The 15,294-nt window shown below is 55.9% G+C and carries 15 protein-coding genes; 10 read left to right on the top strand and 5 right to left on the bottom strand.

The annotated features are described in order from the left end of the window. Positions 1–1,209 carry a cysteine desulfurase CsdA gene (csdA, locus tag AC6I8J_RS14925; RefSeq protein ID WP_497825522.1) on the bottom strand — a complete coding sequence of 403 codons (1,209 nt, stop codon included), beginning with the start codon at positions 1,207–1,209 and terminating at the stop codon, positions 1–3. A gap of 209 nt (positions 1,210–1,418) precedes the next feature. Here csdA and AC6I8J_RS14920 point away from each other — a divergent pair, with 209 nt between their 5' ends. The 4 genes from AC6I8J_RS14920 (at position 1,419) to rlmM (ending at position 4,431) form a co-directional block, all read left to right on the top strand. After that, positions 1,419–1,640, top strand: coding sequence for a YgdI/YgdR family lipoprotein (locus AC6I8J_RS14920; RefSeq protein ID WP_003854643.1), 222 nt, complete (start codon positions 1,419–1,421; stop codon positions 1,638–1,640). A 334-nt stretch (positions 1,641–1,974) separates the two neighbouring features. Continuing rightward, the gene (locus AC6I8J_RS14915) at positions 1,975–2,892 is read left to right on the top strand and encodes a transcriptional regulator GcvA (protein ID WP_003854641.1); all 918 of its coding nucleotides are present in this window, start codon (positions 1,975–1,977) and stop codon (positions 2,890–2,892) included. 50 nt (positions 2,893–2,942) lie between these two features. Then, on the top strand, positions 2,943–3,338 hold the full coding sequence (locus AC6I8J_RS14910) for a DUF423 domain-containing protein (protein WP_003854633.1): 396 nt from the start codon (positions 2,943–2,945) through the stop codon (positions 3,336–3,338). After that, on the top strand, positions 3,331–4,431 hold the full coding sequence (rlmM, locus tag AC6I8J_RS14905; protein WP_161732837.1) for a 23S rRNA (cytidine(2498)-2'-O)-methyltransferase RlmM: 1,101 nt from the start codon (positions 3,331–3,333) through the stop codon (positions 4,429–4,431). The genes AC6I8J_RS14910 and rlmM overlap by 8 nt, the downstream gene beginning before the upstream one ends. Positions 4,432–4,455: 24 nt before the next feature. Here the strand turns inward: rlmM and xni are convergent, their stop codons facing one another. The 3 genes from xni to queF form a co-directional block, all read right to left on the bottom strand. Next, the gene (xni, locus tag AC6I8J_RS14900) at positions 4,456–5,211 is read right to left on the bottom strand and encodes a flap endonuclease Xni (RefSeq protein WP_222925041.1); all 756 of its coding nucleotides are present in this window, start codon (positions 5,209–5,211) and stop codon (positions 4,456–4,458) included. A gap of 33 nt (positions 5,212–5,244) precedes the next feature. After that, entirely contained in the window at positions 5,245–6,609 is a 1,365-nt protein-coding gene (gene ppnN, locus AC6I8J_RS14895; RefSeq protein WP_222925042.1) for a nucleotide 5'-monophosphate nucleosidase PpnN, read from the bottom strand. 169 nt (positions 6,610–6,778) lie between these two features. Next, on the bottom strand, positions 6,779–7,624 hold the full coding sequence (gene queF / locus AC6I8J_RS14890; RefSeq protein ID WP_013358897.1) for an NADPH-dependent 7-cyano-7-deazaguanine reductase QueF: 846 nt from the start codon (positions 7,622–7,624) through the stop codon (positions 6,779–6,781). A 62-nt stretch (positions 7,625–7,686) separates the two neighbouring features. On the opposite strand from queF, the gene syd reads away from it, so the two are divergent. From syd to AC6I8J_RS14870, 4 genes are all read left to right on the top strand, one after another. Further along, complete coding sequence (syd, locus tag AC6I8J_RS14885) at positions 7,687–8,235, top strand: SecY-interacting protein (protein WP_222925043.1); 549 nt, start codon at positions 7,687–7,689, stop codon at positions 8,233–8,235. Positions 8,236–8,822: 587 nt separating this feature from the next. After that, positions 8,823–9,152 (top strand): YqcC family protein, encoded by a 330-nt coding sequence (locus tag AC6I8J_RS14880; RefSeq protein ID WP_033783977.1) that lies wholly within the window; start codon positions 8,823–8,825, stop codon positions 9,150–9,152. Further along, complete coding sequence (gene truC, locus AC6I8J_RS14875; RefSeq protein WP_497825521.1) at positions 9,152–9,931, top strand: tRNA pseudouridine(65) synthase TruC; 780 nt, start codon at positions 9,152–9,154, stop codon at positions 9,929–9,931. The genes AC6I8J_RS14880 and truC overlap by 1 nt, the downstream gene beginning before the upstream one ends. A gap of 12 nt (positions 9,932–9,943) precedes the next feature. After that, a complete protein-coding gene (locus AC6I8J_RS14870; protein WP_497825520.1) occupies positions 9,944–10,390 on the top strand; it encodes a flavodoxin in 447 nt (148 codons plus the stop codon). 66 nt (positions 10,391–10,456) lie between these two features. Here the strand turns inward: AC6I8J_RS14870 and garD are convergent, their stop codons facing one another. After that, a complete protein-coding gene (garD, locus tag AC6I8J_RS14865) occupies positions 10,457–12,016 on the bottom strand; it encodes a galactarate dehydratase (RefSeq protein WP_497825519.1) in 1,560 nt (519 codons plus the stop codon). 565 nt (positions 12,017–12,581) lie between these two features. Here garD and AC6I8J_RS14860 point away from each other — a divergent pair. After that, complete coding sequence (locus AC6I8J_RS14860; RefSeq protein ID WP_161732823.1) at positions 12,582–13,943, top strand: MFS transporter; 1,362 nt, start codon at positions 12,582–12,584, stop codon at positions 13,941–13,943. Beyond that, the gene (locus AC6I8J_RS14855) at positions 13,940–15,286 is read left to right on the top strand and encodes an enolase C-terminal domain-like protein (protein WP_161732821.1); all 1,347 of its coding nucleotides are present in this window, start codon (positions 13,940–13,942) and stop codon (positions 15,284–15,286) included. The genes AC6I8J_RS14860 and AC6I8J_RS14855 overlap by 4 nt, the downstream gene beginning before the upstream one ends. Positions 15,287–15,294 lie beyond the last annotated feature (8 nt).

Raw genomic sequence — 15,294 nt, 5'->3', positions numbered from 1 at the left:
TCAAAACTCCGATAACAGCGAGATGGCGCCTTTCATGGCGCGCACCAGCGCATCAACATCCTGCAGATTATTATAGGGTGCAAAAGAGGCCCGCAGCGTGCCGCTGACGCCCAGCGCCGACAGCAACGGCTGCGCACAGTGCTGACCGGCGCGCAGGGCGATTCCCTGCTCAGCCAGCAGCGTCACCAGATCGCTGTGATGCAGGTCAGCAAATTCAAAGGCCAGCAGACTGGCATTGCCACAGCGGAAGCTGCGAAAGCCGGGCAGTTCTGTCAGTTGCTCTTCCGCCAGCAAGGCAAGCTGCTGACTCCAGCGCTCAGCTTCGGTCAGATTGTACTGCGCCAGCCAGCTCAGTGCCGCACTCAATCCCACCACACCCGCCACATTCGGGGTGCCGGCCTCAAAACGCCACGGCACCGGCTGTGGCGTGAAACCATTGAAGTCAACATCCGTGATCATTTTCCCGCCGCCCTGCCAGGGTTCCATCGTCTCCAGCAGTTCCGCTTTGCCATATAACGCGCCAATGCCCATCGGGCCGTAAATCTTATGTCCGGAAAAAGCGTAAAAGTCGATATCCAGCGCCTGTACGTCAGGCGGGCAGTGCACCACCCCCTGCGCGCCATCGACCATCACTTTCGCCCCCACGGCATGTGCCAGCGGGATCGCCTGAGCAAGATCGGGGCAACCCCCGGTGACGTTCGACATCTGACCAACTGCCAGCAGGCGGGTACGGCTGTTAAGCAGGGTGGGTAACAGGCTGATATCGGGCAGACGATCTGGCCCTAACGGCCATTTTACGACGCGGGCACCGCACGCCTGCGCAGCCATCAGCCAGGGAACCAGGTTGGCGTGGTGCTCAGCCTCACTCACCACGATCTCATCACCGGGCTGCAGGCGCGGACGCAGCCAGCTGTTCGCCACCAGGTTTATCGCTTCGGTAGTGCCGCGCGTCCAGACAATCTCACGATCGTCCGCGGCATTAACCCAGCGGGCAACCTGATTGCGCGCCTGCTCATAGCGCTGGGTTAAGGCCTGGGCGGCGGCAAACTGGCTGCGATGAACCGTACCCGCACTGAGGCTGTAAAACTGCTGCGTACTGTCAATAACGGCCTGCGGCTTCAGCGTGGTCGCGGCGCTGTCGAGATAGATGCCGGCGTCGGCGAGCGCGGGAAACTGCTGGCGGAATGCGGTGGGATTAAATGCGGTCATGCCGGGTCCATGATAAGAAAAATTAGGACCACACTGAAAGAATGGTCTGCGTCTGGCAAAGCTGGAAAAGCGCGTTATGCTGAATAATGCAAGGTTTGAACCAAACCCGCATAACGATCGGACGTTTAATAGTCGATCCCACTTATCGGCTGCCTCTGGTTAGCGTAACGCGGGTGGTTTGATGCAATCAATCTACAAGGAGATAGCAGATGAAAAAACTTACCGCAGTACTGGCCGTATGTACTCTGGCTTTTACCCTGAGTGCCTGTTCAAGCAATTACGTAATGCATACCAATGATGGTCGCACCATCGTGGCTGCCGGCAAGCCTAAAGTTGATAACGATACCGGCATGATCAGCTATAAAGATGCGAATGGCAACGAGCAGCAGATTAACCGCTCTGATGTCAAAGAAATGGTCGAGTCAAAGTAAGCAGCAAAAAAAAAGCACCGCAATTTGCGGTGCTATTTAAAAATCACTATGGACAGACAGGGTAAATCTACAGGAATTAAGAGTTTGATCCGCAATCGTCGGATCAAAAATTGCAAACACAACATCACGACCACAAGCCAAAAGCTTTCAGAAAATCTGCGAACTCACTCACAAATCTAAAAACTTTTCGTTCCGGCTCAGGAAGTGCGGCAACTATAGGTATTTGCTGGAGGTTCCTCAACGGACAAATTATAATGCCTCGGATTAAAAATTCTAATACGTAAACGCTTTTTATAAGCCTGCGTATTTTTCGCCGATCCGGATACGGAAAACCATGTCGAAACGCCTTCCTCCTCTTAACGCACTGCGGGTTTTTGATGCCGCTGCGCGCCATTTAAGCTTTACCAAAGCCGCTGAAGAGCTGTTTGTCACCCAGGCTGCCGTAAGCCATCAGATTAAATCTCTGGAAGATTTTCTGGGGTTAAAGCTGTTTCGCCGGAGGAATCGTTCGCTGTTACTGACCGAAGAAGGGCAAAGCTACTATCTCGACATCAAAGAGATTTTCTCGGCAATTAACGAAGCGACCCGCAAACTGCAGGCGCGCAGTGCCAAGGGAGCGCTGACCGTCAGTTTACTGCCGAGCTTTGCTATTCAGTGGCTGGTTCCCCGCCTCTCCAGCTTTAATATGGCTTATCCGGGAATCGACGTGCGTATCCAGGCAGTTGACCGCGATGAAGAGAAACTGGCCGACGATGTCGACGTGGCAATTTTCTACGGACGTGGCAACTGGCCCGGCCTGCGGGTTGAAAAACTCTATGCCGAATATCTGCTGCCGGTCTGTTCGCCATCACTGATGACCGGCGATAATCCGCTGAAAACCCCGATGGATCTCTCGCGCTTTACCCTGCTGCATGATGCCTCCCGCCGTGACTGGCAATCGTATATCCGCCAGCTGGGTCTGCAGCATATTAATGTTCAGCAGGGGCCGATCTTCAGCCACAGCGCCATGGTGTTGCAGGCGGCGATTCATGGTCAGGGTGTGGCGCTGGCCAACAACGTCATGGCGCAGAGCGAAATAGAGGCCGGGCGATTAATCTGCCCATTTAATGATGTATTAGTCAGTAAAAACGCTTTTTATCTGGTTTGTCATGACAGTCAGGCAGAACTGGGTAAAATAGCCGCCTTCCGACAGTGGATCCTGGAAAAAGCTGCAACCGAACAAGAAAAATTCCGCTTTCGCTATCAACAATAACAGTTTGATTTATCTGCATTACGGTGCAAATGCACCCTGAGGATCGGTTAATGTCCAGTCGTGCCATGTTTGTTTTTGCGGCTATCAGTGGATTTCTGCTGGTAGCTTTTGGCGCATTTGGTGCCCACGTTTTGAGCCAGTCGCTGGGTGCGGCTGAGATGGCCTGGATTCATACCGGGCTGGAATATCAGGCTTATCACACGTTAGCGGTGATGGGACTGGGTGCCGCGATGTTACGCCGCGCCAATATCTGGTTTTACTGGAGCAGTGCGCTGATGGCGCTCGGCACCGTGTTGTTTAGTGGCAGCCTCTATTGTCTGGCGCTGTCACATCTGAAGTTTTGGGTTTTTATCACACCGGTGGGGGGAGTCTGTTTCCTCGCCGGTTGGGTATTGATGTTGATTGGCGCGCTGCGTCTTAAACGAAAGGCAGAACGCCATGAATAAAGTTTTACTCTATTGTCGTCCCGGTTTTGAAAAAGAGTGTGCGGCGGAAATCAGCGCCAAAGCGGCTGAACGTGAAATCTACGGCTTTCCGCGGGTTAAAGATGACTCCGGCTACGTGCTGTTTGAGTGCTACCAGTTTGAAGATGCCGAGCGTCTGGCGCGTGAGTTACCGTTTGACGAGCTGATTTTTGCCCGGCAGATGCTGGTTGTCGGTGAAATGCTGCGTGACCTGCCGCAGGAAGATCGCATCACCCCGATTGTCGGTATGCTGACCGGCGTGGTGGAGAAGGGCGGCGAACTGCGTGTTGAAGTGCCTGACACTAACGAAGCGAAAGAGCTGACCAAATTCTGCCGCAAGTTCACCGTGCCGCTGCGTTCAGCACTGCGTGAAAGCAAGATTCTACTGAACTATGAAAGTCCGAAACGCCCGGTCGTGCATGTGTTTTTCATCGCGCCAGGCACCTGTTACGTCGGCTACTCCATCCGGGAAAACAGCTCGTCGTTTTACATGGGTATTCCACGCCTTAAGTTCCCCTCCGATGCGCCAAGCCGTTCCACCCTTAAGCTGGAGGAGGCGTTTCACGTCTTTATCCCTGCGGATGAGTGGGATGAGCGTTTAGCCAGCGGCATGTACGCCGTGGATCTCGGTGCCTGTCCGGGCGGCTGGACTTATCAGCTGGTCCAGCGCAGCATGATGGTCTATGCAGTGGATAACGGACCGATGGCCCCGAGCCTGATGGATACCGGCCAGGTGATGCACGAGAAAGCCGATGGGTTTAAATTCCGTCCGCCACGCACCAACATCAGCTGGCTGGTATGTGATATGGTGGAGAAGCCGGTGCGCGTGGCTAACCTGATGACCGACTGGCTGGTTAACGGCTGGTGTCGTGAAGCGATCTTCAACCTCAAATTGCCGATGAAAAAGCGTTATGAAGAGGTCACGCAGAATCTGGCCATGATGCAGGAGCGCTTTGATGAGAATGGCATCAATGTGCAGATTCGCGCCCGTCAGCTCTATCATGACCGCGAAGAGGTGACGGTTCATGTGCGCCGTATGTGGGCCGCGACCGGTGGACGTCGCGACGAACGTTAATCGGCAGGCTGAGTGCAGCTGCACTCAGCCGGTATAACGCAGCGTATTCAGATTGCCCTGCAATACCAGATCCCGCTTCAGCATGGCGACCTGACGGCTGATCTCAGCCATTTGCTGACCTTCCGCGAGCTTTTCCTGCCATTTAGCGGGCACCTTATCCAGTTGCTGATAGATTCCTTCAAGCGTGTGAAACTCTGCCAGTAGCTGTTTCGCGCTTTTCGGGCCGATGCCGGTGATGCCTGGAATTTTACTGCTGCTGATGCCGCACAATCCCCAGTAGTCGGGGAGTAACTGGGGGGCTACGCCAAATTCAGCTTCAATAAAAGGCAGATCGAGCCACCGTTTCTGGAAGTAGTCACGGATGCGGATTTCGGGGGCCAGCAGCTGGCAGTAGCCTTTGTCGGTGGACACGATGGTGGCCTGGTGTCCGGCCTGAGCCATTTTCACCGCCAGCGTCGCCGCTAAATCATCTGCCTCATCCTCGCCCGCTATCCAGCAGCTTACGCCTGCCGAACGAAAAGCCTCCTGCAACGCCGGCATCTCTGCCTGTAGATCGTCTGGCATCGGCGGGCGACCACTTTTGTAATCGGGCAGCAGCTGATGTCGCCAGCCCTGATGACGTGCCTCGCCATCAAAAACCGCCACAGCATGAGTCGGACGGGCGTGGCCCAGAACCTGGCGCAGCGCAGCTACACAGCCGTCGACACAGGGGGAGCCCTGTACCGCATGCAGACGGCGGATCAGGTTCAACGCGTCAACAATAACAAGATGAAGAGCCATGAGCGTATGGGCAGCCCGGGGGCTGCCTCCTGGTTATTTGATAATTTCGTAGCAGGGGATGTAGGCAGTGCCAGGCAGTTTCATGCGTTGCTGGGCAACGAATCCCTGTAGCAGCTCATCCATGCGGTGCATGATGTCGGGATCGCCATGCAGTTTGTAGCGTCCCTTCACGCGGATTTCGCGGATGCCCATCTCTTTGACATTACCGGCGACGATACCTGAGAAGGCGCGGCGCAGGTCGGCAGCCAGCTTCTCGGGAGGCTGATTGGTATAGAGATTGAGATTGGCCATATTTTCATGGGTTGGCAGGAACGGCACCTGCAAATCGGGCTCAATGCGGATCGACCAGTTAAAGCTGTACGCATCGCCGGTTTCGCGCCGGTTCTCTTTGACCTGCGGCATCGCTTTCTTCATCAGACGCGCCACTTCTGCCGCGTCATCAATGATGATCTGATAATGCTTACGTGCCTGTTCACCCAGCGTGTTAACGATGAAATCATCCAGAACGCGGAAGTAATCGGCGCTCTCTTTCGGCCCGGTCAGAATCAGCGGCAACACCTGATCGTTGTTCTGCGGATTCATCAGGATGCCCAGCAGATAGAGCAGCTCTTCAGCCGTACCGACGCCGCCCGGAAAAATGATGATGCCATGAGCGATACGCACAAACGCTTCCAGACGTTTTTCAATATCCGGCATGATGATCAGTTCATTCACCAGTGGATTCGGCGGCTCAGCTGCAATAATTGAGGGCTCGGTGAGGCCGATAAAACGGCTGTCGCGATAGCGCTGCTGAGCATGGCCAACCGCTGCGCCTTTCATCGGCGCTTCCATCACGCCTGGCCCGCAGCCGGTACAGATATTCAGTTCACGCAGTCCAAGCTGCGTACCGACATTGCGGCAATACTGATACTCAACGGCGTTGATTGAGTGACCACCCCAGCAGACTACGGTGTTGGGATCCTCGCCGATGTGCAGAGCCCGCGCATTACGCAGAATCGAAAATACCGTGTTGGTGATGGTGGCGGAATCATTCTCTTCGGCTGCGCTTAACCGGCCCGGTATGTTGAGCTGGCCGCTGACAAACAGGATGTCACGCAGCACCGCAAACAGGTTAGCCTGTAGTGAGCGGATAATGCGGCCATCCACGAACGCCTCTTCCGGCGGATTGATCAGTTCCAGTTTGACGCCGCGCTCCTGGCGCAGCACGTTGATGTCGAAGTTCTCAAAGCGGGAGAGCAATTCGTGGCTGCTGTCAGTCTGGCTGCCGGAGTTAAGCACGGCCAGAGAGCAATTGCGAAACAGCTGGTAGAGGTCGCTGCTGGCAGTGCGCTTGAGCATGTCGACTTCCAGCTGCGAGAGCAGATCCATTGAGCCAAGTGGGCTGATATGGGTAATCAAATGAACTCCTTTACACCCGCCTGGGTGCGTGTTGGCACTGCAACGGCAGTGACGAAAATCCCTGGTCGGCAACCCGCAGGTTGCCGCCTTCACCAGAGTAGCCTTGTCGGCCCGCACAGCTCAAGCGGAACTGCGCTTACGGCACCCAGCCTGAGAGAAGTCTCGCAAACTACTGACGGACCAGCCGCGAAAAACCGGGCGAGAAGGGCACGTTGGTGCGCCACGGGTTAATATCCAGCCCGCCACGACGGGTGTAGCGCGCATAGACCGTCAGCGCTTCCGGATGGCAGAATCGCATCACATCATTAAAGATGCGCTCAACACACTGCTCGTGAAATTCGTTGTGCTGGCGGAATGAGACCAGATAGCGCAGCAGTGCTTCACGCGCGATACGCGGGCCTTTATAGCGGATCATGACCGATCCCCAGTCGGGCTGGTTGGTAATCAGGCAGTTCGACTTGAGCAGATGGCTGACTAGCGTCTCTTCAACGATTTCGCTGCCTGCGGCATCAGCCAGATAGTCAGCATTGAAGCGGTAATCCTCAATGGCAATATCCTGCTCATCAATACAGCAACCCTCAAAATGACCAATCGGCTGGCCTTCTATTTCATTGAGTCGGAACAGCGCGACCCGCGCTTCCCCTTCGGCACAAGCACTCAGATCCCGCTCCAGCGTCTGACGAACCTCACCCCAGTCGGCAAAGCGGGTCTGATTGAAACTGTTCAGGTAGAGCTTGAAGCTTTTCGACTCAATAAGATTACGGCTCTGCGCATCCAGCACCACTTCGCCAACGGCAACCTGTGGCAGACCTTTGCTGTTGAGCCACGAGAGTTCATACAGGGTCCAGATATCGCTGCCGGTAAAGGGCAGACTGTCGGGAAACAGGCCAAGCGGTTCACGGTTCAGGCTGCGCGGCACCGCCTGCAGTAAGCTGTTGTCATACCGATCGTGATAGGCTGTGGGTTTGCCCAGCGTCAGGTTACTGAGCGCCTGATCCTGTTCGTGAGTAGTCATTGCGGTCACCACCAAAATTAATCAAAGTGGCTAAGTGTAACCTATCAGAAGTGAGAATATGAATGATGCAGCAAACTGCCGCCGCGTTGCGTGACTTTACCACCCGATACTGCCAGCACTGGCTTCAGCAGACCGGGCATGCGCCGGCCAGCAGCGATCTCTATGGGGTGCCGTCACCCTGCGCACTGGAGGATCGCGATCAGCGGGTCATCTGGCAGCCGCAACCGTTTAGCCTGCCACCGACGCTGGATGCGGTTGAACGGGCGGTCGACATCCAGCTCCAGCCGCCGATGACCGATTTCTACACCACGCAATTTGCCGGCGATATGCAGGCCCGTTTTGGTGAGAATCAGCTGACGCTGTTACAGGTATGGAGTGAAGAGGATTTCCTGCGGTTACAGGAGAATCTGATTGGGCATCTGGTGATGCAGCGCCGCCTTAAACAGTCGCCGACGCTGTTTATAGCCACTACTGATTCAGAGGAGGAGATCATCTCCCTCTCTAATCTCAGCGGCGAAGTGATTCTGGAGCAACCTGGTCGTAAACAGCGTGTGGTCTTAGCAGAAAATCTTGAGATATTTCTTAAGTTATTACAACCGGTTATCATCTGATTTGCAGTGATTTGCCGCCTGGCTTGTGAGATATCTCTTACAACTGCTGTGAGAGATCGCCATATAACAGTTGAGACATCCGGAAGGCTGCAATGTAAAAATATTGTGAATCATCAACTTAATGGCATTTATCTGATTTTGCGCAGCACATTTCGTAAAGTTTCGCTGTAAGTACCTTGTGCGCGTAACGAGTTCTGTCAAAATGTTTCCCACTGCAGGATGCTCAGGAAACAGATATCGTCAGGATGATGATAAGCCATGAGGCAGGAACGTAACGGAGCTTACGGCACACGGAAGGTTTCAGGATGAAACAGGATCGCTCAGGAGTGAGCAAGGGACACCTCCAGGATGGAGAATGAGAACCCCTCAGAAGAGGTGGTGGGCCAGGATGCTAAGGATACATCAGGACGATGCGCGACAGGAGTTCGCACTGGACAAGTTGTCATGGAAGAGCAGGGAGCAAAAACGTAGCAGGATGGCTGCAAACGAACCGGGAGCACTGTTTATACAGTGCTCCCTTTTTTTGTGCCTGTGCCAACAAGTGATATGCTTGCCGCCCCTTTTTGACTGCTTGCCGGAGGTGGCGCATGACGCCTGAACAATTGATTACACAACGGCTGGAGCAACTGGAAGCGGTGATGCGTGAGCACCATCTCTGGCAGAGTACCCCTCCGGCCGAAGACGCGCTCGAGAGCCGTGAACCCTTTTGCCTGGATACGCTGGAGCCGCTGCAGTGGCTCCAGTGGGTGCTGGTTCCGCGGATGCATGCCCTGATAGCGGCTCAGCATCCTTTACCGCAAAATTTTGCCGTTGCTCCCTACTACGAGGTGGCGCTGGTGCCTGACCAGCCCGGCATTGCACCGCTACTGCTGACCCTGCGTCAGCTTGACGCGTTGATCAAGGATGCAGCCCACTGATGCTGGAGATACTCTATCAGGATGAGTGGCTGGTTGCTGTCAACAAGCCCAGCGGCTGGCTGGTTCATCGCAGCTGGCTGGATCGTCATGAAACGGTGTTCGTAATGCAGACCGTTCGCGATCAGATTGGACAGCATGTGTTTACCGCGCATCGCCTGGACAAACCCACCTCAGGCGTACTGCTGATGGGGCTTTCAAGCGAAGTCGGTCGTCTGCTTTCCCTGCAGTTCGAACAGCATCAGATGCAGAAAACCTATCATGCTGTGGTACGCGGCTGGCTGGAAAGCAGCGGAACGCTCGACTATCCGCTGGTGGAAGAGCTGGATAAAATCGCTGACAGGCACGCCACGGAAGCGCGCGCCGCACAGCCCGCCGTCACCGATTATCAGTCACTGGCGACGGTCGAGATGCCGGTCGGCATTGGCCGCTATCCTACTTCGCGTTACAGCCTGGTTGAAATGGCCCCTAAAACCGGCCGCAAGCATCAGCTGCGTCGTCATATGTCGCACCTGCGTCATCCGATTATTGGCGATTCGGCGCACGGCGATCTGCGCCAGAACCGGGGTGCCGCTGAACACTTTGGCGCTAACCGGCTGATGCTGCACGCCAGCAGCCTGGCACTCACCCATCCGGTGACCGGTGAACCTTTACTGATCCGCGCCGGGCTGGATGGCGTCTGGCAGAACGTGATGAACCAGTTTGGCTGGCAGGATCGCATTCCTGAGGTGCCGCGGGTTGAGTTTAACGCAGCGCCAGGACAGGATAACGTTTCAGAATAAGGGAGAAAGCAGATGGCAAAGATTGGCATTTTTGTAGGGACAGTATACGGCAATGCGCTGCTGGTAGCGGAAGAAGCGGAGCCCCTTCTGCAGCAGCAGGGTCACAGCGTCACCGTGTTTGACGATCCGACGCTGGCAGACTGGCAGAACTATGCCAGCGACGTGGCGTTAATTGTCACCTCAACCACCGGACAGGGCGATTTTCCCGACACGATTTCAGGCCTGTTCCATGCGGTTAAAGATAAGCTGGGTCATCAGCCCGCGCTGCGCTACGGCGTGATTGCGCTGGGTGACAGCAGTTATGACCATTTTTGTGGCGCGGGTAAAACTTTCGATGCGCTGCTGCAGGAGCAGGGCGCACAGCGGGTCGGTGAAGTGTTACTGGTTGATGCCACCGAAAATCCTGAGCCGGAAGCGGTGACTTCTCCATGGGTTGAAGCCTGGGGCGCGCAGTTCTGATGACCACGCCAGGCTTATCTCTGCTTTAGGAGCTAAGGATAAGCCTGGCGTGTGTGCACGGCGCGGTCAGGTCACCGGTGCCGGGTTAAACACCGCCAGCTGATTACGGATACCCCAGCGATCGGACCAGGTCTGCTTCCTGCCACTGGCAATGTCCAGAATCAACTCAAACAACCGCCAGCCCACCTGTTCAATACTCTCTTCACCGGTCGCAATCGTCCCGGCATTGATGTCCATCAGATCGTGCCAGCGCTCTGCCAGCGCATTACGCGTCGCCATCTTGATGACCGGAATTGCAGCCAGACCGTAAGGCGTTCCGCGACCGGTAGTGAAAACCTGTAGCGTGATACCGGACGCCAGCTGCTGCGTACCGCAGACAAAATCGCTGGCGGGCGTCGCCGCGTAGATCAATCCACGCCGCGTGGGCCGCTGGCCGGGCGACAGCACTTCAACAATGGCGCTGCGCCCCGATTTAGCGATCGACCCCAGCGCTTTTTCCACCACGTTCGCCAGCCCGCCTTTTTTATTGCCCGGCGACGGATTCGCGCTGCGATCGGTCTGGCCCTGGTCGAGGTAGTTGTCATACCAGGCCATCTCCTCCAGTAAGCGCTTACCGACTTCCTGGTTAATCACCCGTGGCGTCAGCAGGTGAATCGCATCACGCACTTCAGTGACTTCCGAAAACATCACCGTCGCACCGCAGCGCACCAGCAGATCGGACGCGAAACCCACTGCCGGATTCGCCGTCACGCCCGAGAACGCATCGCTGCCACCGCACTGCATACCGACAATCAGTTCTGCTGCGGAACAGGTTTCACGCTGGCGCTGATTCAGCCGCTGGAGATGACGCTCCGCTACCTGCAGAATCTCATTTACCATCGCACCAAAACCGACCAGCTTCTCATCCTGCAAACGCACGATGTCATGATCGTCCAGCGAAATCGCCTGCACGTCAGGCGTGCCGGTCAGCAGACGCTCCGGCTGTAACTTCTCACAGCCCAGGCTGACGATCATGACTTCGCCACCGAAATTAGCATTCAGCGCCAGGTTATGAATGGTGCGAATCGGCACTACCGCCGCGGGTGCATTAATCGCCACGCCGCAGCCATAAAGGTGGTTGAGCGCGACCACGCCATCCACATTCGGGTAGCGCGGCAGCAAATCCCGTTCAATGATCTGTACGACATGATCCACCACACCGGCCACGCAGTGGACGCTGGTGGTGATCCCCAGCAGGTTACGCGTGCCGACGCTGCCATCCGCATTGCGATAACCTTCAAAGGTATAGCCTTCCAGCTGCGGCAATTCAGGCGGAACCTGATTGGCTAACGGCAGACTCGCCAGCGGAGGCGCTTCCGGCAGCGCGACCAGCGACTCATCAATCCAGCTGCCCTGGGCAATATCCCGTAATGCATAGCCGATGACTTCACCATAACGCACGATCTCTGCGCCCTGGTTAATTGCGCGCAGCGCCACTTTGTGGCCCTGTGGCACATGCTCCGTGAGTGTCAGGCCATCCGCAAACTGCGTGCCAGCCGGCAGACCCAGGCTGTTAACCACAATCGCCACATTGTCGTGCTCATGGACTTTGATATAGAGCGGTTGTTCATCTGTGTTTGGGTACATCGCTCACCTTCCCGTCTGTCGTGCCGTACTTGTGCGGCACGCTGTAATGTTCTGACCTGTCACACGATTGTTTGCCATCTTCAGTATAGGGAGGCGGCGTGGGGCGCGCATTGTGCAAATGACCACCATTGAGGCAAGTCGCCTTATGATTTTGAGGCGATTATCCAGAAGCAAGTGAAGAGCCTCACAAACAGCGGGAGAAAGCGTTACCTGAGGGGGTTTTCGCTCGTTTATTTGCCGCTTTCGTGAGCCATCCCGCAGGGTTTTGTGCATCCGCAATACAATCACTTCTTCACCGGCGTTATTCCAGGGCGATGTGCCAATGTGCTCGCTTCAGGCTGTTCTTATACTGGGTTCCGTTAGCCAAAGTCAGGTTATCTGTCACGACGTATTACTCATCTGAAGAGGTTACCGAGGCGCATTAGCTGCCACCTCGCAGATGGATAAATAAAGGTTTGCCAGAACAACAAGATCGCCGTGTTTAACCCAACTTCTCTCTGATACCCAACGCGATGTGTATGCAGTCAGAGCGAATGTAGCTCACGCTATATTTCAGGAGTGCATCATGAATAGTTTCAGCCAGACCGCGGAGACGGTGCAGAAGCGCACCAATGCCCGCTACTGGATTGTGGTGATGTTATTTATCGTCACCTCATTCAACTACGGTGACCGCGCAACCATTTCGATTGCCGGTTCTGCAATGTCCAAAGATATCGGTCTCGATTCGGTCGGACTTGGCTATATCTTCTCTGCCTTCTCATGGGCGTACGTTATTGGCCAGATTCCGGGCGGCTGGCTGCTCGATCGCTTCGGCTCTAAACGCGTCTATTTCTGGAGCATCTTTACCTGGTCGCTGTTTACGCTGCTGCAGGGATTTGTAGATATCTTCAGCGGCTTCGGCATCATTATGTCGCTGTTTATTCTGCGTTTCCTGGTAGGGCTGGCCGAAGCGCCTTCCTTCCCGGGCAACAGCCGCATTGTGGCCGCCTGGTTCCCGGCGCAGGAGCGCGGCACGGCGGTAGCGATCTTCAACTCGGCGCAATACTTCGCCACTGTCATCTTCGCCCCCATCATGGGCTGGCTGGTCTCTGAAGTGGGCTGGGCGCATGTGTTCTGGTTCATGGGCGGCCTGGGCATCATCCTCAGCTTTATCTGGCTGAAAGTGATCCACGATCCTACCGATCACCCTGGCGTGAACAAGGCTGAACTGGAGTACATGGAGCAGGGCGGCGCGCTGATCAACATGGATGTCAAAAAGGATAGCCGCAAAGTGAGCTGGAGCGAGAAGTGGTTCCAGATTAAGCAACTGCTGACGTCACGCATGATGCTGGGCATCTACCTCGGTCAATACTGTGTTAACGCCTTAACCTACTTCTTTATTACCTGGTTCCCGGTCTATCTGGTGCAGGCGCGCGGCATGTCGATTCTGAAAGCGGGCTTTATTGCTTCGATTCCGGCGGTGTGTGGCTTCCTCGGCGGCGTACTGGGTGGGGTAATTTCTGACTGGCTGATGCGTAAAACCGGCTCGCTGAATATCGCACGTAAAACGCCAATTGTGCTCGGCATGCTGCTCTCTATCTCGATGGTGATGTGTAACTACACCGATACCGAATGGATGGTGGTGTTCTTTATGGCACTGGCGTTCTTTGGTAAAGGCATCGGTGCGCTGGGCTGGGCGGTAATGGCAGATACCGCGCCGAAAGAGATCAGTGGCCTGAGCGGCGGTCTGTTTAACATGTTCGGCAACTTCTCCGGCATCGTAACGCCTATCGCCATCGGCTACATTATTGCCACCAGCGGATCCTTTGAGGGCGCGCTGATCTATGTCGGCATTCATGCCTTTGTCGCAGCCTTCAGCTTCCTGGTCATTGCGGGCGATATCAAACGTGTCGAACTGAAAAACTGGCCCGGTAAGGATGCATTATGAATACGCAAAGTTCGCCGGTGATTACTGAGATGCAGGTTATCCCGGTCGCCGGTTATGACAGCATGCTGCTCAATATTGGCGGTGCGCACAACGCCTGCTTTACCCGCAACATTGTGGTCCTCACCGACAGCGCCGGTCACACCGGCGTGGGTGAAGCGCCTGGCGGTGACACCATCTATCAGACGCTGGTGGAGGCGATTCCGCAGGTGAAAGGCCAGCAGATTGCGCGAATGAACCGTCTGGTGCAGCAGGTACATAAAGGCAATCAGTCGGCTGACTTCACCACTTTTGGCAACGGTGCCTGGACCTTTGAACTACGTGTCAATGCGGTGGCCGCGCTGGAAGCGGCGCTGCTTGATTTGCTGGGGCAGTGTCTGGGCGTCCCGGTGGCTGAACTGCTGGGGCCGGGCAAACAGCGCGATGAAGTCACGGTGCTGGGCTATCTTTTTTATCTTGGCGACCGCCGCAAGACGGATCTCCCTTATCTCAGTGGCGATCAGGCCAGCCACGACTGGTATCACCTGCGTCATCAGGAAGCGCTGACGAGCGATGCCGTGGTGCGGCTGGCTGAGGCGGCTGCGGATAAATATGGCTTTAAAGATTTCAAGCTCAAAGGTGGCGTGCTCCCCGGCGAGCAGGAGATCGCTACGGCGGCAGCGCTCAAGCAGCGCTTTCCCGAGGCGCGCATCACAGTCGACCCCAACGGTGCCTGGCTGCTGGACGAGGCGATAGCGCTGTGTAAAGGGATGCAGGATGTGCTGAGCTACGCCGAAGATCCCTGCGGAGCAGAGCAGGGCTATTCGGGGCGTGAAGTGATGGCCGAGTTCCGGCGCGCCACCGGCCTGCCGGTCGCGACCAATATGATTGCCACCAACTGGCGCGAGATGAACCACGCGGTGATGCTGAATGCGGTCGATATTCCGCTGGCGGATCCGCACTTCTGGACGCTGAGCGGTGCCGTGCGTGTCGCGCAGCTATGTGATGAGTGGGGCCTCACCTGGGGTTGCCACTCCAATAACCACTTCGATATTTCTCTGGCAATGTTCACCCATGTGGGTGCGGCGGCGCCGGGCAATCCCACCGCGATTGATACCCACTGGATCTGGCAGGAGGGCGACCAGCGCCTGACGAAAAACCCGCTGCAAATCCGCAACGGAAAAATTGCCGTACCGGATGCACCGGGTCTGGGCATTGAGCTCGACTGGGAGCAGGTAAACAAAGCCCATCAGCTTTATCAGTCACTGCCCGCCGGTGCGCGTAACGACGCCACCGCGATGCAGTATCTGGTCCCCGGCTGGACATTTGACCGCAAGCGCCCGGCATTTGGCCGGACAACAGCATAAGGAGCAGG

Source organism: Pantoea sp. X-Soil-ISGK-355 (assembly GCF_059730805.1).
This window is presented reverse-complemented; position numbering and strand designations above follow the sequence as displayed.